This is a genomic window from Streptomyces sp. NPDC058683 (assembly GCF_042716195.1).
Classification (GTDB): domain Bacteria; phylum Actinomycetota; class Actinomycetes; order Streptomycetales; family Streptomycetaceae; genus Streptomyces.
On record NZ_JBHXSK010000046.1, the window covers coordinates 59,036 to 77,888 of the forward strand.

12 protein-coding genes are annotated in these 18,853 nt (G+C 71.8%); 5 read left to right on the forward strand and 7 right to left on the reverse strand.

Features of this window, described 5'->3' with window-relative positions:
* Positions 1-5 precede the first annotated feature (5 nt).
* From kdpB (ACFWXC_RS39200) to ACFWXC_RS39215, 4 genes are all read right to left on the reverse strand, one after another.
* Complete coding sequence (kdpB, locus tag ACFWXC_RS39200) at positions 6-2,099, reverse strand: potassium-transporting ATPase subunit KdpB (RefSeq protein WP_384486585.1); 2,094 nt, start codon at positions 2,097-2,099, stop codon at positions 6-8.
* 29 nt (positions 2,100-2,128) lie between these two features.
* Entirely contained in the window at positions 2,129-3,793 is a 1,665-nt protein-coding gene (gene kdpA, locus ACFWXC_RS39205; RefSeq protein WP_384486587.1) for a potassium-transporting ATPase subunit KdpA, read from the reverse strand.
* Positions 3,794-3,800: 7 nt separating this feature from the next.
* Entirely contained in the window at positions 3,801-3,890 is a 90-nt protein-coding gene (gene kdpF / locus ACFWXC_RS39210; RefSeq protein WP_016434100.1) for a K(+)-transporting ATPase subunit F, read from the reverse strand.
* Positions 3,891-4,189: 299 nt separating this feature from the next.
* Positions 4,190-6,031, reverse strand: coding sequence for an APC family permease (locus ACFWXC_RS39215; RefSeq protein WP_384486589.1), 1,842 nt, complete (start codon positions 6,029-6,031; stop codon positions 4,190-4,192).
* A gap of 309 nt (positions 6,032-6,340) precedes the next feature.
* Between ACFWXC_RS39215 and ACFWXC_RS39220 the strand changes: the two genes are divergently transcribed.
* Positions 6,341-6,859: a hypothetical protein gene (locus ACFWXC_RS39220; RefSeq protein ID WP_384486591.1), complete on the forward strand. Its 519-nt coding sequence runs from the start codon at positions 6,341-6,343 to the stop codon at positions 6,857-6,859.
* 149 nt (positions 6,860-7,008) lie between these two features.
* On the opposite strand, the gene ACFWXC_RS39225 is transcribed toward ACFWXC_RS39220, so the two are convergent.
* On the reverse strand, positions 7,009-7,803 hold the full coding sequence (locus ACFWXC_RS39225; protein WP_384486593.1) for a DUF4118 domain-containing protein: 795 nt from the start codon (positions 7,801-7,803) through the stop codon (positions 7,009-7,011).
* Complete coding sequence (locus tag ACFWXC_RS39230; RefSeq protein WP_384486595.1) at positions 7,800-10,298, reverse strand: ATP-binding protein; 2,499 nt, start codon at positions 10,296-10,298, stop codon at positions 7,800-7,802. Before ACFWXC_RS39230 ends, ACFWXC_RS39225 begins: the two co-directional genes overlap by 4 nt.
* Positions 10,299-10,667: 369 nt before the next feature.
* Between ACFWXC_RS39230 and ACFWXC_RS39235 the strand changes: the two genes are divergently transcribed.
* Positions 10,668-12,227, forward strand: coding sequence for a Na+/H+ antiporter (locus ACFWXC_RS39235; protein WP_384486597.1), 1,560 nt, complete (start codon positions 10,668-10,670; stop codon positions 12,225-12,227).
* Between the two features lie 103 nt (positions 12,228-12,330).
* Here the strand turns inward: ACFWXC_RS39235 and ACFWXC_RS39240 are convergent, their stop codons facing one another.
* Entirely contained in the window at positions 12,331-13,872 is a 1,542-nt protein-coding gene (locus ACFWXC_RS39240) for a hypothetical protein (protein WP_384486599.1), read from the reverse strand.
* 444 nt (positions 13,873-14,316) lie between these two features.
* Between ACFWXC_RS39240 and kdpB (ACFWXC_RS39245) the strand changes: the two genes are divergently transcribed.
* The 3 genes from kdpB (ACFWXC_RS39245) (at position 14,317) to ACFWXC_RS39255 (ending at position 18,642) form a co-directional block, all read left to right on the forward strand.
* Complete coding sequence (gene kdpB / locus ACFWXC_RS39245) at positions 14,317-16,470, forward strand: potassium-transporting ATPase subunit KdpB (protein WP_384486601.1); 2,154 nt, start codon at positions 14,317-14,319, stop codon at positions 16,468-16,470.
* A gap of 363 nt (positions 16,471-16,833) precedes the next feature.
* Positions 16,834-17,643 (forward strand): SDR family NAD(P)-dependent oxidoreductase, encoded by an 810-nt coding sequence (locus ACFWXC_RS39250; protein ID WP_384486603.1) that lies wholly within the window; start codon positions 16,834-16,836, stop codon positions 17,641-17,643.
* 222 nt (positions 17,644-17,865) lie between these two features.
* The gene (locus ACFWXC_RS39255) at positions 17,866-18,642 is read left to right on the forward strand and encodes a GNAT family N-acetyltransferase (RefSeq protein WP_384486605.1); all 777 of its coding nucleotides are present in this window, start codon (positions 17,866-17,868) and stop codon (positions 18,640-18,642) included.
* Positions 18,643-18,853: the final 211 nt, after the last annotated feature.

Genomic DNA, 18,853 nt, shown 5'->3' on the forward strand with positions numbered 1-18,853 from the left:
GGCCTTCAGCCGATTCCGGGGATGAGGGAGATGATCAGGTCGATGATCTTGATGCCGATGAACGGGGCGATCAGACCGCCGAGGCCGTAGATCCCCAGGTTGCGGCGGAGCATCTTGTCGGCGCTGACCGGCTTGTACTGGACGCCTCGCAGCGAGAGCGGCACCAGCGCGATGATGATCAGCGCGTTGAAGATGACCGCGGACAGGATCGCGGAGCTGGGCGAGGACAGGTCCATGATGTTGAGCTTGTCCAGGCCCGGGTAGACCACGGCGAACATGGCCGGGATGATCGCGAAGTACTTCGCGACGTCGTTGGCGATGGAGAACGTGGTCAGCGCACCGCGCGTGATCAGCAACTGCTTGCCGATCTCGACGATCTCGATGAGCTTGGTCGGGTTGGAGTCGAGGTCGACCATGTTGCCGGCCTCCTTCGCGGCCGACGTACCCGTGTTCATCGCCACGCCGACGTCCGCCTGCGCGAGCGCCGGGGCGTCGTTGGTGCCGTCACCGGTCATCGCGACCAGCTTGCCGCCCGCCTGCTCCCGCTTGATGAGGGCCATCTTGTCCTCGGGGGTGGCCTCGGCGAGGAAGTCGTCGACGCCCGCCTCGTCGGCGATCGCCTTGGCGGTCAGCGGGTTGTCACCCGTGATCATGACGGTCTTGATGCCCATGCGGCGCAGTTCCTCGAACCGCTCGCGCATGCCGTCCTTGACGACGTCCTTGAGGTGGATGACACCCAGGATCCGGGCGCCCTCGGCGTCCTCGACCGCGACCAGGAGCGGGGTGCCGCCGGCCTCGGAGATGCGGCCTGCGAGGGTGTCGGCGTCCTCGGCGACGGTGCCGCCCTGCTCGCGGACCCAGGCGATGACCGAACCGGCCGCGCCCTTGCGGATCTTCCTGCCGTCGACGTCCACACCCGACATGCGGGTCTGGGCGGTGAAGGCGATCCACTCGGCGTGCGCCAGCTCGCCCTGGTGCCGCTCGCGCAGCCCGTACTTCTCCTTCGCCAGGACGACGATGGAGCGGCCCTCGGGGGTCTCGTCGGCCAGCGACGACAGCTGGGCGGCGTCGGCGACCTCGGCTTCGGTGGCCCCGCGTACCGGCAGGAACTCGGAGGCCTGGCGGTTGCCGAGGGTGATGGTGCCGGTCTTGTCCAGCAGCAGGGTGGAGACGTCACCCGCGGCCTCGACCGCGCGGCCCGACATGGCGAGCACGTTGCGCTGCACCAGGCGGTCCATACCGGCGATGCCGATCGCGGAGAGCAGCGCGCCGATGGTGGTCGGGATGAGGCAGACGAGGAGGGCGACCAGCACGATCATCGTCAGGTGGGTGCCCGCGTAGTCCGCGAAGGGCGGGAGGGTGGCGACGGCCAGCAGGAAGACGATCGTCAGCGAGGCGAGCAGGATGTTCAGCGCGATCTCGTTCGGCGTCTTCTGCCGGGCCGCGCCCTCGACGAGGCTGATCATCCGGTCGATGAAGGTCTCGCCCGGCTTCGTCGTGATCTTGATGACGATCCGGTCGGACAGCACCTTGGTGCCGCCCGTGACCGCGGACCGGTCGCCGCCGGACTCGCGGATGACCGGAGCCGACTCACCGGTGATCGCCGACTCGTCGACCGACGCGACACCCTCGATGACGTCACCGTCACCCGGGATGATGTCGCCGGCCTCACAGACCACCAGGTCACCGATCTTCAGCTCGGTGCCGGGCACCTGCTCCTCGGTGTCCCCGACCAGTCGCCGGGCGATGGTGTCCGTCTTGGCCTTGCGCAGGGTGTCCGCCTGGGCCTTGCCACGGCCCTCGGCGACCGCCTCCGCGAGGTTGGCGAAGATCACGGTCAGCCACAGCCAGGCACTGATGGTCCAGCCGAACCAGTCGCCCGGGTCCTTGAAGGAGAAGACCGTGGTCAGGATCGAGCCGACCCACACCACGAACATCACGGGCGACTTGATCATGACCCGCGGGTCGAGCTTGCGGCAGGCCTCGGGGAGGGACCTGATCAGCTGCTTGGGGTCGAACAGGCCCGCGCCGACGCGGCCTTCGGCGGGCTTGTGCCCGGTCGGCGCGTCCTGGTGGGGCGCAAGGGTGGGTGTGGACATGGTGTCCTCGTGGGCTTCCGTTCGGGTTTTCACGACGCCAGCCCCTCGGCCAGCGGGCCCAGCGCCAGGGCCGGGAAGTAGGTCAGACCGGTGATGATCAGGATCGCGCCGACGAGCAGGCCGGTGAAGAGCGGCTTCTCGGTACGCAGGGTGCCGGCCGTGGCCGGGACGGGCCGCTGCTCGGCGAGCGAGCCGGCCAGCGCCAGCACGAACACCATCGGAAGGAAGCGGCCGAACAGCATCGCGAGTCCGGTCATGGTGTTGTACCAGTCGGTGTTCGCGTTCAGGCCGGCGAAGGCCGAGCCGTTGTTGTTGGCCGCCGAGGTGAAGGCGTACAGCACTTCGGAGAAGCCGTGCGCTCCCGGGTTGAGCATGGAGTGCGGCGGGGTCGGCAGGGCCATGGAGACCGCGGCGAACACGAGCGCCAGCGCCGGGGTGATCAGGATGTAGATCGCCGACAGCTTGATCTCGCGGGATCCGATCTTCTTGCCCAGGTACTCGGGCGTGCGGCCGACCATCAGACCGGCGATGAACACCGCGATGACCGCCATGATCAGGATGCCGTAGAGACCGGAGCCGGTACCACCGGGGGCGATCTCGCCCAGCATCATGCTGAGCAGGGTGATACCGCCGCCCAGGCCGGTGAACGAGGAGTGGAAGGAGTCCACCGCACCCGTCGAGGTGAGCGTGGTCGCCACGGCGAAGATCGACGAGCCGCCGACGCCGAAGCGGACCTCCTTGCCCTCGTAGGCGCCGCCCGCGAGCTGGAGCGCGGGGCCGTGGTGGGCGAACTCGGTCCACATCATCAGTGCGGTGAAGCCGAGCCAGATGGTGCCCATGGTGGCGAGGATCGCGTAACCCTGCTTGACCGAGCCGACCATCACACCGAAGGTGCGGGTCAGCGCGAACGGGATCAGCAGGATCAGGAAGATCTCGAACAGGTTGGTGAAGGGCGTCGGGTTCTCGAAGGGATGGGCGGAGTTGGCGTTGAAGTAGCCACCACCGTTGGTGCCGATCTCCTTGATGGCCTCCTGGGAGGCGACCGCGCCGCCGTTCCACTGCTGCGAACCGCCCATGAACTGGCCGACCGCGTGGATGCCGGAGAAGTTCTGGATGGCACCGCAGGCGACCAGGATCACCGCGGCGACCGCGGCGACGGGCACCAGGATGCGGATGGTGCCGCGCACCAGGTCGGACCAGAAGTTGCCGATCTCACCGGTGCGCGAGCGCGCGAACCCGCGCACCAGCGCCACGGCGACGGCGATGCCGACGGCCGCGGAGACGAAGTTCTGCACGGCCAGACCGGCGGTCTGCACGACGTGACCCATGGTCTGCTCGCCGTAGTACGACTGCCAGTTCGTGTTGGTCACGAAGGAGACGGCCGTGTTGAACGACTGCGCCGGGTTGACCGAATCGAAGCCGAGCGAGCCGGGCAGGATGCCCTGGAGCCGCTGCAGCAGGTAGAGGAAGATGACGCCGACGAAGGAGAAGGCGAGGACACCGCGCAGATAGGCGGGCCAGCGCATCTCGGTGTCGGGGTTGGCGCCGATGCCCTTGTAGATCCACTTCTCGACACGCCAGTGCTTGTCGGAGGAGTAGACCTTGGCCATGTAGTTGCCGAAGGGGACGTAGCAGAGCGCCAGCGCGCCTATGAGTGCGGCGAGTTGGAGCACGGCGGCGGTTACGGGACCCATGTCTGTCTCAGAACCTCTCCGGGAAGATCAGGGCGAGGACGAGATAGCCCAGCAGGGCGACGGCCACGACGAGGCCGACGATGTTCTCGGCGGTCACAGCTTGGTCACCCCCTTGGCGATGAGGGCCACCAGCGCGAAACCCGCGAGCACGGTGACGACGAAGGCCAGATCGGCCATCGTGAACTCCTGGATGAGGTTCGGGAACGGACTCGGACTGTTAGAGGAAAGCGTCTTTCTGGCCGGATTCAGCCGCCGTTGACGGGTCCCTTACGGCGGTGTTCACGCCTTTGACGGGACTCTTACGCGGCCTCGACCAACCCGCGACCGGACAGCGCCATTCGGCCGCCGAAACCCCCCTGAACTGGGGGAACGCCGGCCTCGGGCGTATCAGGCGCATCAGGACAGGCGGAACCGCAGACGGCAGATCACCGCGTCGGTCTCCCGCCGCACGGCGTGCGCGACGACGGCACCGCGCTGGTTCTGCAGCAGCCGCTGCCAGAGCCGCTCGGGCTCGGTCTCCGGGATCAGCACGGTCACCTGGGTGGCCGGCTCGGCCGCGGTCACCTCACGGACGTACGCGGCGATGGGACGGCCGAGGGTGCGCCGCTCGCAGCTCAGCCTCACCAGCGGCACCCCGGGGTCCCACTCGGCCCAGGCACGCTCCAGGGCGTGCAGCTGGGCCCGGTCCTCGGGGTCGGGGTGGCAGACGGTGACGGCACGGACCTCGTCGCCGAGGGAGGCGGCCGCGGACAGCGCCTGGGAGGTGAGCCGGGACAGGGACGACACCGGCACGATCACGACCGACCGCTCGCGGTACGGTGCCTGCGGGATCCGCCCGAGCCCGAGCCGCTCCCCGATCCGCCGGTAGGCGCGGTGCACGGCGCCGAAGGCGGCGACGAGCAGCGGCAGCATCACGACGACGAGCCAGGCGCCCTCGGCGAACTTGCTGGCGGTGACGACGACGGTCGCGACCCCGGTCAGGACCGCCCCGAAGCCGTTGAGCAGCGCCTTCCCCCGCCAACCGGGCCCGCGCTCCAGCCGCCAGTGCTTCACCATGCCCACCTGGGCGATGGTGAAGCCGACGAAGACACCGATGGCGAACAGCGGCACCAGCGTGTTGGTGTCGCCGCCGGAGAACACCAGCAGCGCCGCCGAGACCAGGGCGAGGGCGAGCACTCCGTGCCGGTGCACCTGGCGGTCGGCCTTCAGCGCGAAGACGTGCGGCAGGTAGTTGTCCCGGGCGAGCAGCTTGAGCAGCACCGGCAGCCCGCCGAACGACGTGTTGGCGGACAGCGCCAGCAGGATCATCGTCGCGAACTGGACGACGTAGAAGCCGCAGTTGTGGCCGAGGGAGGCGTCGGCGAGCTGGGCGAGGACGGTCACGCCCTCGACGGGCTGGAGGTGGAACCGGGAGATCAGCACCGAAAGCCCGATCAGCATCGCTCCCAGCACCGCCCCGAGGGCGACCTCGGCGTGCTGGGCCCGCTTGACGCGCGGCACCCGGAAGGAGGGCACGGCGTTGGCGATGGCCTCGACGCCGGTGAGCGCGGCACAACCGGAGGCGAAAGCTTTCAGCAGGAGCAGGCCGCCGATGGTGGAGGCGTTGTCGGCGAGGACGGAGGCATGCCCGGCGGCGGTGACGGTACTGGCCGGCGACGACCGGAACAGCCCCACGACGATCAGCACGAAGATCGCCCCGACGAACACGACCGTCGGCACGATGAACGCCTTCGCCGATTCGACGATGCCGCGCAGGTTGACGCCCGTGATCAGCACCAGCACCGCCAGGCAGATCCACAGCCGGTGCGGGTAGAGGGCCGGGAAGGCGGACGTGAGCGCGGCGACACCGGCGGTCACGGCGACGGCGACGTTGAGGACGTAGTCGAGCACCAGGGAGGCGGCGGCCACCAGGCTGGTCCGGGCCCCGAGATGCGTCCGGGCCACCGCGTACGACCCTCCCCCGTCCGGGAAGGCCGCGATGACCTGCCGGTACGACGCGACGAGCACCGCCAGCAGGGCCGCGATGGCGAGGGTGACGGGCAGCGTGTAGCCGAGTCCGTGCGCACCGGCGGCGGCCAGCACCAGCACGATGGCCTCCGGTCCGTACGCCACCGACGCCATGGCGTCCAGCGACAGCGCGGCGAGGCCGGTGACGGCGGTGAGCCGGTGCCGCTCACCGGTATCGGGCGGCTCCTCACCGGCGGGCACGGCGCCCGGTTCGGCGGTCAGTACGGACATGGAAGGGTGCTCCTTAACGAACGGGATATGCCTTCGCGCGCGGCAGTACCGCGCGCGATGCGATTAGGTTCTGTCCCGTTCGGGCCAGGTCCGACAATTCCTTGCGCGTTCTTCGCGCGGGAGGGGTCGACTTTGATGCCTTCTTGACAGGGGTGACCACAGCGCGCGACAGGGGCGCGGAGCTGTGGCGATGTGCGGCCACCGCCGCGTGCGCGCGACCGGCCCGCGCAGGCCCAGGACCGTCAGAGTCCCATCAAAGACATGCAGCTCCTGCTGACGCCACGGCCCCCGACTCCCTACGTTCACCCCATGCAGCACGGCGAAGAAGCCCGCCCCGCCGAGGACCAGCGCTGGTCCAAGGACGTCTACGCGTCTGCCCGTTGCGCCGGCGCCCTCCTCGCCCTGCTCCTCCTGATCGACTGGGGGTCGGGGACGGTCACCTGGTGGCGCGGGAGCCTCTGGACCACCCTCGCCCTGCTCCTCTTCGCCGCTCTCTGCCCCGCCAGGGTCCGCGCCGGCGACGGCTGGCTCACCTCCCGTCGGCTGCTGCGCACCCGCAGGCTCCGCACGGACCTCCTGGTCTCCGTCCGCTGCCTCGACGGCATCTCTCCCCGGCTGCTGCTGCGGGACTCGTCCGGCGACCGGCTGCGCATCGACCCACAGGTCCTGATCGACAACCCGAGGCTGTGGCGTCACGTCGACGAAGGCGCCCGCAGGTCGGCCGCGGCCGGCACCCTGCTCTGTGGCGCGACCGCGTTGACCCGCCTCGCCGAACGCGTCGAACACGAGAACGCCCTGGGGGTCTTCAGGGCATCAGGCCTGAAGTAGACCCCGTCGAGGTGCGCTCGTCGGCGAAGCACACGACGACGACCACGACGACCACGACGACCACGGCGGCCGGCTGGGTGAACCGGGTCCGCCCCCAGCGCACCGGCCGGAACCGGCAGGTGCGGTCCGTCCCGGCCCGCGCACCCGGATCAGCCCGCGCTCACCGGCCCCGCCGTGTCCAGCGCGGCCCCGGTCTGGTCGGCCAGTGTCACCGCGACCAGCCGGGCCTGCCGCGGCGGCACCGGCCCCGGACCCGGCGTGAGCATGAACCGGCCGAGGTAGTGCCCGTTGCCGTACGCGCGCAGCTCGATCTCGCCCTCCGGCCAGCCGCGCCTCTCCAGGTCCCAGGGCCGCCGTCCGACGGTGATCCCGCCGTCCTTGCCCAGCCGGGCCGGCTGTCCCAGCAGGGTGCCGTACTCGAAGCGGCAGCCGGACAGGCCGAGCAGACCGGTCAGTTCGCCGCGCACGTGGCCGACGACGGCGTCGGCGGACTTGGCGGACCGGACCAGGTCGGCGGTGGTGTGGATGCGGGCGAGGTAGCCCTCGTCGGTCACCGTGACGACCTCCAGCCTGCGTGCGTAGGCCGCGAGCCGGGCCACGATCAGACCGACGGCGAGCAGCAGCACAGCTGTCTCGATGTCGGCGGTGGCGCTGATGTCGAACGTCTCGTAGGGCCTGGTCAGGAAGAAGTCGAACCAGGCCGCCGCCGAGAGCGCCGCCACCGCTCCGGCGAGGCGGCTGCCCAGCGCGGCCACGGCGACGACCACCACGACCAGGATCAGCGCCGCGTTGGTGTGGGACAGGTCGGTGCGGAAGGGGACCAGGACGAGGGCCACCAGGAAGGGGATTGCGAGGCCCGCGGCGAGCGCGGCCCCGTCCCTGGTGGGCACGGGCACGGGCCACCTGAAGGCCGTGTGTGCCATACCGGCGGGTGTGCTGCTCATGAGGCACCTCCTACGCTCTGCGGCGTCCGGAAGGGTTGGGTCCGATCGGCCAGGGGCAGCGAGACGACCATGGTCAGTCCGCCGCCCGGGGTGTCCTCGGGGGTCAGGGTGCCGTCCATCGCCTCGGTGAGCCCGCGGGCGAGGGCGAGACCGAGGCCGAGGCCGGTGGTGTTGTCGGTGTCGCCGAGCCGCTGGAAGGGCTCGAAGAGGCGGTCGCGGCCGCCCGCAGGCAGGCCCGGGCCCCGGTCGATGATCCGGAGTTCGGCGCGCCCGGCCAGCGCGCTCGCCGTCACCAGCACCCGCTTTCCGGGCGGGCTGTAGCGGGCCGCGTTGCCGACCAGGTTGGCGATCACGCGCTCCAGCAGCGGCGGGTCGGCCAGCAGCGGTGGCATGTTCTCCGGCTCGCCGTGCACGTCGACCGTCGGCGTGTCGGCGAGGGCCGCCGGGAGCACCTCCTCCAGGGCGGTGGCCCGGAGGTTGAGGGTGAGGACGCCGGCCTCCAGGCGGCTGAGGTCGAGGAGGTTGTCGATCAGCCGGCTCAGCCGGGCCATGGACTCCTCGGCGGTGGCGAGGAGTTCGTCGCGGTCCTCCGGGGAGAACTCCACCTCGCGGCTGCGCAGCGAGGTGACCGCCGCCCAGCCGGCCGCGAGCGGGGTGCGCAGGTCGTGGCCCACGGCCCGCAGCAGCGCGGTGCGCATGCGGTCGGCGGCGCGCACCGGTTCGACCTCGGCCGCGGCCTGCGCGAGCCGGGCCCTCTCCACGGCCGAGCCGACGTGCGCGGCGAAGGCGCCGAGCACCCGCCGCTCGGACGCGGAGGGGGTACGACCGCGCAGGACCAGGTAGTTGCCGGGACCGGCCGGCACGGTGGTGACGTCGGCACCGTCGGGCGGCTCGTCGACGAGCACGGCGGAATCCATGCCGAAGGTCTCGCGGGTGCGTTCCAGCAGGGCCGGGATGGTCTGGCCGCCGCGCACGATGCTGCCGGCCAGCGACGACATGGTCTCGGCCTCCGCGGCGGCCCGTGCCGCGCGCCGGGACAGCCGCAGCGAGCGGTCGACGACCCCGGCGACGGTGGCGGCCACGACCGCGAACACCCCGAGCGCCAGCAGGGCGTTGGGATCGTCGAGGGTGAACTGGCCGATGGGCGGTATGAACCAGTAGTTGAGCAGCAGGGACGCGGTGACGGAGGCGATCACCGCGGAGGTGACCCCGCCTATGCAGGCCACGCCGACCACCGCGAGCAGGAAGAGCAGGGCCTCGCTGGTCAGGTTGACGGTGCCGCGGACCTGGGCGAGGGCGACGGTCAGCAGCACCGGGAGCACCAGCCCTGCCACCGGTCCTGCGATCAGGCGGCGCGGGGAGAGGGTGCGGCGTCGGGAGGGCAGCAGCGTGCCGCGGCCGGCGCGCTCATGGGTGACCCGGTGGACGTCGATGTCGCCGGAGAGCGCGGTGACGACCTCCCCCGTCCCCGGTCCGGTGAGGAAGCGTTCGAGGCGGCCCCGGCGGCTGGTGCCGAGGACGAGCTGGGTGGCGTTCTCGGCACGGGCGAACTCGACCAGGGCGGTGGCCACGTCGTCGCCGACGACCGAGTGGTAGCTGCCGCCGAGGTCCTCGACCAGCCGGCGCTGCCGGGCCAGCGACGCATGGGAGACACCGGCGGCCAGTCCGTCGCTGCGGGCCACGTGCACGGCGAGCAGGTCGCCGCCCGCCGACCGGTCGGCGATGCGGGCGGCCCGTCGTACCAGCGTGTCGCCCTCCGGACCGCCGGTCAGCGCGACCACGACCCGCTCCCGGGTCTCCCACACCCCGCCGATGGCGTGCTCGGCGCGGTACGACTGGAGCGCCTCGTCGACCCGGTCGGCGACCCACAGGAGGGCCAGCTGGCGCAGGGCGGTGAGGTTGCCGGGGCGGAAGTAGTTGGCGAGGGCCGCGTCGACCTTCTCGGGCGCGTAGATGTTGCCGTGCGCCATGCGCCGGCGCAGGCCCTCCGGCGGGATGTCCACGAACTCGATCTGCTCGGCCCGCCGGACGACCTCGTCGGGCACCGTCTCGTGCTGCGGCACCCCTGTGATCTTCTCGACGACGTCCTTGAGTGATTCCAGGTGCTGGATGTTGACCGCGGTGATCACGTCTATGCCGGCCGCGAGCAGGTCCTCGACGTCCTGCCAGCGCTTGGGGTGCCGGCCTCCGCCCGGGATGTTGGTGTGCGCGAACTCGTCGACGATCGCCACCTTCGGGCGGCGCGCCAGCACGGCCGCGACGTCCATCTCCTCGAACTCGCCGCCCCGGTAGTCGCAGCGCAGGCGGGCCACGACCTCCAGGCCGTCGATCATGCCCTCGGTCCTGGGACGCCCGTGGCACTCCACGAACCCCACCGCCACGTCCGCGCCCCGGGACGCGCGGCGCTGAGCCTCGTCGAGCATGCGGTAGGTCTTGCCGACCCCTGGGGCGGCACCGAGGTAGACCTTGAGTCGTCCGCGCGGTACGTCGTTCATCACCTCAAAGACAAGCGCGCCGCAAGGCCCGGGGAACGGCCTCTTGACGCGTCTCTGGCGCCACTGACGAGGACGTTGACACTGTCTTGACGGCCATTGGCCGGATAGGGTGAAGGCGGTGTGCCGGGAAGTCTGGTCGGCCGGGAGTCACAGTGGCTCCTGTTGGGCCTGTCTCTCGGATCAGGTCGCAGGACATCGGCGGTGACTCGTCAGCTCCGGTGAGCGGGGCTTGGTGCGTGCAGCTGCAAGGCGGAGGAGGGAGTCGACGCGGAGCGTCGGCGACCGACGACAACGCCGCAGATGTGCGTGCCACGCCCCGCGTCTGCGGCGTGATCCGAGAGACAGGCCCTCAGGCCCCAGGGGGACGGCATGCGCGGCGTGGGTACGGTTCTGGCACTTGTGGTACTGGCCACGGTGGTGGCGACCTTCGCGCGCCGATGGCGGATTCCCGCCCCCTCCCTCCTCGTCGTCGCGGGTCTCGCCGTGGCCCTGCTGCCGGGCACCCCGGAGATCCAGATCAGCCCGGAGGTCATCGGGCTCGTCGTCCTCCCGCCGCTGCTCTACGCCAGCGCCGAGGAACTCTCCTGGCGCGAGCTGCGCGCGGTCTGGAAGCCGGTCGGGGTGCTCGCGGTCGGTCTGGTGCTGGCCTCGGCGGCGGCCGTCGGGGCGGTCGCCTCGATGATCACCCCGCTGTCCTGGCAGATGGCGCTGGTGCTGGGCGCGATCCTGGCCAGCACCGACCCGGTCGCGGTGACCGCGCTCGGCCGCCGGCTCGCGCTGCCGCCGAAGGTGCAGATGCTGGTCCAGGCCGAGAGCCTCTTCAACGACGCGACCTCCCTGGTTCTCTACCGGGTCGCGGTGAGCGTCGCGGTGGCCTCGGCGGCGGCGAGCTGGGGGACGGCGGGCGGCGAGTTCCTGCTGCTCGCGGGGGGCGGCACGCTGATCGGCGCGGTCGTGGCCGGTGTCGTCGCGCTGATCCGGCGGCGCACCGAGGACCCGGTCCTGGAGACGGTGATCGCTCTGGTCACCCCGTACGCGGCCTACGTTCTCGCGGAGGCGGCCCACACCTCCGGTGTCACCTCCGTGGTGGTCGCGGGGGTCGTCCTGGGCGGCCGCGGCGACCGGCTCACCAACGCCCGCATAAGGCTTCAGCTGCACGCCGTCTACGGCACGGTGGTCTTCCTGCTGGAGAGCGTGGTCTTCAGTCTCATAGGGCTCGCCCTGCCCGCCCAGGTGCGGGCACTGTCCGACGGCGACCGGGCGTGGCCGCTGTACGCGCTGGCGGTGGCCGGCACTCTGATCGCGGTACGGCTGCTGTGGCTGGCGCCGCTGTCGGCGGTGGTGCAGCGCAAGGGCGGCATCCAGCGGCCGAACTGGCGGGTGCCGGTGGTGCTGACCTGGGCCGGCACCCGGGGCGTGGTGCCGCTGGCGGCCGCGCTGTCGATCCCGGTGGTGGCGAAGGACGGCTCGGCGCTGACCGAGCGCCCGCTGGTCCTGGTCCTGACCACTTCGGTCGTCGTGGTCACCCTCGTCGTGCAGGGCTTCTCCCTGGCCGCCGTCGTGCGCCGTTCCGGCATAGCCCTGGAGCCCGACCACACCGAGCGCGAGGAGGCCGCCGCCCGCTGCCGGCTGGCCGACGCGGGCATCCGGCGCCTGGAGGAGCTGTCCGAGCTGGAGGCCGTGCCCGAGGTGGTCCTCGACCGGCTCCGGCGCGGTCTCCACGCCCGTCTCGACGACGCCCGCGACCGGCTGACCGACAGCACGGTCGAGTCGGCCGACCTGGTCTACCGGCAGCTGCGCCGCGACCTGATAGGGGTGGAGGCGGCGGAGCTGCGGCGGCTGTACGACGAGCACACGATCAGTGACACGACCCGCAGACGGCTCCAGCGGTCCCTGGACCTGGAGGAGGCTCGGCTGGCGGACGCGTAGCGCTCCGCCGGGGGGACCGTCTTTGTCCGCGGGTGGGTGGGGGCCGGTCGCGCCCCGGCGGCGGAGCCGCATGTCGGTACGGTCCCGCGCCCCGGGGCAGGTGTCAGCGGAACTCCGCCAGTCGGGGCCGTAGGCCCAGGGCGACCAGGACCATGGCCGCGCACAGCAACGCGCACGCCCACGGAAGCAGGCCGCTCAACTCCGAACGGCCCTCGCCGACGGACGAGGTGAAGTGCGCGCGGTTGATGTCGGTCACCTGGTCCAGTGCGGTCATCCACGCGCCGAAGTGCGCGTTGGACGTGCCCGCCTCCCAGCCCATGCAGAACTCCACCGCCTGCTGTTCCTTGCCGGCGGCGAGCAGCGCGCGGATCTTCCGGTCGTCGCGCTCGTAGACGGCGTACGCGTCGACCGTCTTCTCGGCCGCGGCCCGCTCCCCGGGGAAGGTGATGTTGTCCAGCTCGCGCCGGAACTCGCCGGTGAAGCGCAGGTCGGTGGCGTCGGCGTGGTAGTCCTGCCACGTGGCGGCGAGTCGGGCGTCGTACGTCGACAGCGTGGCGCCCTCGATGCCGTACAGCTCCTGGGACTTGGCGAGGAAGGAGTCCGCGTACCGGGTGCGGCGCTGGGGGTCGAGGAGGTAGCGGCTCTCGTCGGCGTTGGCGTCGTAGGCGATCGCGCGGGCGCGGGAGAGGGCGACCACGGAGTCGAAGGCGTCGTGCCGGGCCACCTTCAGGTGCGTGGCCGAGGAGGAGAGGAGTTGGGTGCCGAGGACGACGGCGGCCAGGGCGCACACGGTGGCGGCCAGGACGGCGGGGTTGAGGTTCCGGCGGAAGCGGCGGGCCAGGTACCACTGCACGACGCCGAGGACGGCCAGGAGCAGCAGCCCGAGGACGAGGACCGCGACGCGCTGGGCGGACAGTGCCGAACGGGCCGCCGCGTACCGGGAGTCGAAGGCCGCGTTGTTGGAGGAGACGAGCTTGCGCGCGTCGGGCAGGAGGCTGTCGCGCAGCAGGTCGGTGGCGTGGCGGTAGTCGGCGATCGCGTCCGGTTTGCCGTCGGCCCGGCGGTCGTTCTCCAGGGCCCGGCCGATGAGTTCCTGGTACTCGGCGAAGTCGTCGGTGATCGACTCGACGGTCTTCTCGTCGGTCCGGTCCCCCTGGGCGGCGGCCGAGAGGGTGCGCAGGTCGTGCCCGATCTCGCGGCGGGCCTCGCCGTACAGGGTGACGGCCTTGGCGTGCGGGGTGACCAGCTCGCCCGTCCCGCCGTTCCCGCTGGACAGCAGGATGTTGGCGGCCTGGGCGTCCATGTCGTTGAGGGCCAGGTCGAGGCCGGCCGCGCTGGTGGTGCGGGGGGCGTCGCGGTCGGCCACGGCGTCCCAGGTGCCGTTCGCGGCCACTCCGGCGACGAGGAGCAGGCTCCCCAGGGCGACGGCGAGCAGGACCGTGGCCGCGCGCAGAAGGCGCAGCCGTGCCGGCACGGTCGACCGGAAACGGCGGCGCAGAGCGGCCCGCGCGGCCACGATCCGCTGCCCCGGGCGCCGCTTTGGCGGCCCCGGGGTGGGCACGGGCGGCGGGACGACCGCGGCCTGCCGTGGCTCTTCGACAGCCTCCGCCGGAGGTCTGTGTGCTGTGCCGGCCGTGATGGTCACGGTCCCCTCCCAGGTACCCGCCACGGACGGTCGCCCGTCCCCCGTGCCGAGCAAGTCTGCGACCGGATCCGGCCAGAAGCGGGCGGCCTTGATGCGCTCCTGACGGCCCTTCAGGCAGGTTTGACGGGACCTTGACGGCGTGCTCGCGGCGCCCGTACGGGATCCGTATATTCCGTGCTGAGCAGGTATGTCCGGCACTCGCCGAGGGATAGATTCACGGTCGGCCGCCCGAGGAGCCGCGGGCGTCAGCGGCCTCACGGCCCCGGACCACGGATCCGACGCGGACCGCGGCGGCCGGGGGCCCGTTCCGAGCGACGGGCGCCCGCGCACCACACCCCGACGGCGTCCCGTCGGTATCCGTGCGCCCGCCGTGCGGTGCCGGGGCCCCGGCACCGCACGGTCCTCGCGGCCCACCCCCTCCGCCGTCGTCCCACGAAGGTCCTCATGTTGCGCGCCGCTCCCGAGCAGGCCCCGCCGTCCCGTGCCCCGCGTCCGTCCCGTCCGGAGTCGAAGGGAGGCACGCGGCACCGGACCCCGAGCGGTTTCTTCGAACCCGGCCAGCTCGTCCGCGCCTTCCCCGACGCGCTGCGCAAACTGCATCCGCGGGACCTGGTCCGGAACCCGGTCCTGTTCGTGGTCTCGGTGGGAGCCGCCCTGACCACCTTGTCCGCGCTGCTGCACCCGGCCGTCTTCACCTGGGTGATCAGCTTCTGGCTGTGGCTGACCGTGGTCTTCGCCAACCTGGCCGAGGCGGTCGCCGAGGGCCGCGGCAAGGCCCAGGCCGCGTCCCTGCGCAAGGCCCGCACCGACACGGTGGCACTGCGGCTCCTCGACTGGCGCTACGGCACGGACGCGCGTACCGCCCGCACCGAGGCGGTCGCCGCGACCGAGCTGAAACCGCTGGACTTCGTGGTCGTGGAGGCCGGTGAGCTGATCCCGGCGGACGGCGATGTCGTCGACGGGGTCGCGGCGGTGGACGAGTCGGCGGTGACGGGCGAGTCGGCGCCGGTGATCCGTGAGTCGGGCGGTGACCGCAGCGGGGTCACGGGCGGTACGACCGTCCTGTCGGACCGGATCGTCGTCCGGGTCAGCGCGCGGCCCGGGCACAGCTTCCTGGACCGGATGATCGCCCTGGTCGAGGGCGCCTCCCGGCAGAAGACGCCGAACGAGATCGCCCTGAACATCCTCCTCGCCTCGCTCACGATCATCTTCCTGCTGGTCGTGGTCACCCTCCAGCCGATGGCCGAGTACGCAAACGCGGCCCAGTCGACGACCGTCCTGGTCGCCCTCCTCGTCACCCTCATCCCGACGACGATCGGGGCGCTGCTGTCCGCGATCGGCATCGCGGGCATGGACCGGCTGGTGCAGCGCAACGTCCTCGCCATGTCGGGGCGGGCGGTGGAGGCGGCCGGTGACGTGGGCACGCTCCTGCTGGACAAGACCGGCACCATCACCCTGGGCAACCGCGAGGCCGTCGCCTTCGTACCGCTGCCCGGCGTGGACGAACGGCAGCTCGCGGACGCGGCCCAGCTGTCCTCGCTGGCCGACGAGACGCCCGAGGGCCGCTCCGTCGTCGTCCTCGCCAAGAAGCTGCACGGACTGCGCGCTCCCGCCCAGGACGAGCTGGCGAACGGCCGCTGGGTCGCCTTCAGTGCCCAGACCCGGATGAGCGGCGTCGACCTGCGCTGGGACAACGGCGCGGTCTGCTCGATCCGCAAAGGCGCGGCCGCGCAGGTGATCGCCTGGGTGGAGATGTACGGCGGTCATGTCCCGTCCGAGGCGCGGATGTTCGCCGACACGGTGGCCGCGTCCGGCGGTACCCCGCTGCTGGTGGCGGTGCACGACTGGGACGGCCCGCGCGTGCTCGGCCTGATCCATCTCAAGGACGTCGTGAAGGACGGCATCCGGCAGCGCTTCGCCGAGCTGCGCCGGATGGGCATCCGCACGGTCATGATCACCGGTGACAACCCGGTCACCGCCCGCGCGATCGCCGAGGAGGCCGGCCTCGACGACTTCCTCGCCGAGGCCACGCCCGAGGACAAACTCGCGCTGATCCGGCGGGAGCAGGCGGGCGGCAAGCTGGTCGCGATGACCGGCGACGGCACGAACGACGCGCCCGCGCTGGCCCAGGCCGATGTGGGCGTGGCCATGAACACGGGCACGTCGGCCGCCAAGGAGGCCGGCAACATGGTCGACCTCGACTCCAACCCGACCAAGCTCATCGAGATCGTCGAGATCGGCAAGCAACTCCTCATCACCCGGGGCGCGTTGACCACGTTCTCCATCACCAACGACGTGGCGAAGTACTTCGCGATCATCCCGGCGATGTTCGCGGGCGCCTATCCCGGCCTGAAGTCCCTCAACGTGATGGGCCTGCACAGTCCCACCTCCGCGATCACCTCGGCGATCATCTTCAACGCGCTGATCATCGTGGCGCTGATCCCGCTCGCGCTGCGCGGAGTCCGCTACACGCCCTCGTCGGCGCACGACCTGCTGCGCCGCAACCTGCTCCTGTACGGGCTCGGCGGGCTGGTGCTGCCGTTCGCGGGCATCAAGCTGATCGACCTTGTGATCTCGGCGGTGCCCGGCCTCGGCTGAGCCCCGCCCGTTCGGCCGAACGGTCCGTCAAAGACCCGTATGCGCACGTCAGAAGCGTGTCAGAGAACCGCACTCCGGCTTGTCCGGGGCCTGCGGAACCGCTTCCATGGAACCCGTGAACAGCGCCTGGCTCCTCTTCGACCGGCCGCCGAGTCCCGCTCGGCCGTCCCGTCGTCAGCCGCGCTGTCCGGAAGCCCTCGCGTCCCGCTGACGCGGCTTCCGTGCCCCACGGGGCGCCGGCCCTCGCCCTCTCGCCGAGGGACCTGACCCGGTCCGGCGCCCCTCTTTCTCTCCTTACACCCCGCACGCGCGCCGCCGCCCCCGCCGGGGACCGTGCCGCGTGCCCGCACCCCGGATGGGACCATGCCCGAGTCCACCCTTTCGTCCCGTACCGTCCTGGTCACCGGAGCCACCTCCGGCATCGGCCTGGAGACCGCCCGGCTGCTCGCCGAGCGGGGCGACACCGTGCTGCTGCACGGCCGCAGCGCCGAGGAGGCGCGGGCCGCCGCCGACCGGCTCGTCGCGACCGCCGGGATCGACGCCGACCAACTGTGCACCTACGCCGCCGACTTCGCGCGTCTCGACGAGGTCGAGAGCCTCGCCCACAAGGTGGTCACCGAGCACCCGCACCTGGACGTCCTCGTCAACAACGCGGGCATCGCCGCGCCCGAGCGGCACACGGTGACCGCCGACGGCAACGAGATCGCCTTCCAGGTCAACTTCCTCGCCCACTACCTGCTCACCTGCCTGCTGGAGCCGGCCCTCACCAGCGACCCCGGCGGCCGGGTGGTCAACGTCTCCTCGGCCCTGCACCGCACGGCGTCCATCCAGTGGTCCGACCCGAACCGCGCCCGCCGCTACTCCCGGCTCGCCGCGTACGCCCAGTCGCAGCTGGCGCTCACGGTGTTCGCGGCCGACCCGCGCGTCACCGCCGTCTCCGTGCACCCGGGCGCCTGCGAGACCGCGCTGCTCCCGCTCTACGCGCACGAGGGCGCCTCGGCAGCCGAGGGCGCCGCACACGTGGTCCGGCTCTGCGACCCGGCCTTCGAGATCGTCAACGGCGCCTATTACGACCGGGACGCGCGCGTCGAACCGGCCCCGGCGGCGACGGAGGACCGCGCGGTGAGGCGGCTCAACAGGCTCGCCGACCTGCTGGTCGGCCGCACCGCTTGAACGCCCCACCTGTGGAACGGAGTTGACGGACATGTCCAAACGAACCCGCAAGAAGAAGGCCCGCCGCAAGAGGAAGGCCAATCACGGCTCGAAGGCCGGTCAGCGCTAACGCGCCCGCCGGAAGTTCGACGGGGGGCGGGGCAATGCCCCTGCCCCCCGTTGCCGTCCCTCGGGGCGCTGCCCCGTCGCCCCGCACGCCGGACAAGCTGGAGTGAAGACCCCGTGATCGAGCTCGCGCCCTCGCACCTCGCCCTGACGACCCGCTGGCTGCCCACCGGGACTCCCGGCCCCGCCGCCGTCGGCGAGCACATCGCGGCCACCGGCGTCGGCCGGTGGTGGGCCGACCGCTCCGCGCATCCGCGCGCGATCGCCGCGTCGTGCGCCGGACACGTCGTCCTGCGCGGGGCCGCGGACGCACTGACACCCGAGGCCCTGGCACCGCTGGCCGGCACCCGGATCGACGCTCCCGCCAGCTTCCTGCCCGCACTCGGCGCCGCCTTCGAGCGGCTCACTCCCCGGGAGCGGATGATCTGGACCCTCCAGGCCGAGCCGCAGCGCCCGCAGGTCCCGAGGAACGTGACGATACGGCGCCTGGAACCGGCCGACACGGACTGCGTGCTCGCCCTCGGCTCGGACGCCTCCTGGCTCTCCGCCAGCTGGGGCGGACCGCGGGGCCTGGCCGCCTCCGGGCACGCCTGGGCGGCGGTGAGCCGCACCGGCCGGATCCTGGCGGTCGCCTGCACCTACTTCCGCGGCACCCGCTTCGAGGACCTCGCCGTCTACACGGTCCCCGACCGCCGGCGCCACCACCTCGGCCTGACCTGCGTCACGTCCCTGTGCGCCGACGTGACCGCGCGCGGTCACGTCCCCACCTGGAACTGTCCGGTCCACGACCGCGCCGGCCGTCTGCTGGCCTGGAGCGCGGGGTTCCGCCTGGTCCGCGAGTACGTGCACTACGCGGTCGGCAGCCCGGCCGTACGCGAACGGCTGAGCGCGTGAGACGCGCGGCAGACGTCGGACGGGATAACGCTCGGTGTCCGGTCCCCCGCACCCGCCCGCCGTCCCCCGTACAGCCGAACGCCCCGCTGCGGACCACCGGCACCCTCTTTTTGATGCTGCACCGCCGTCTGTCAGGCGATTCTTAACGCAAGTTTGACGCCCAGGGCCCGCTGATCCATGGGCCCACGCGTCACTCTCTGCATACGCTGGT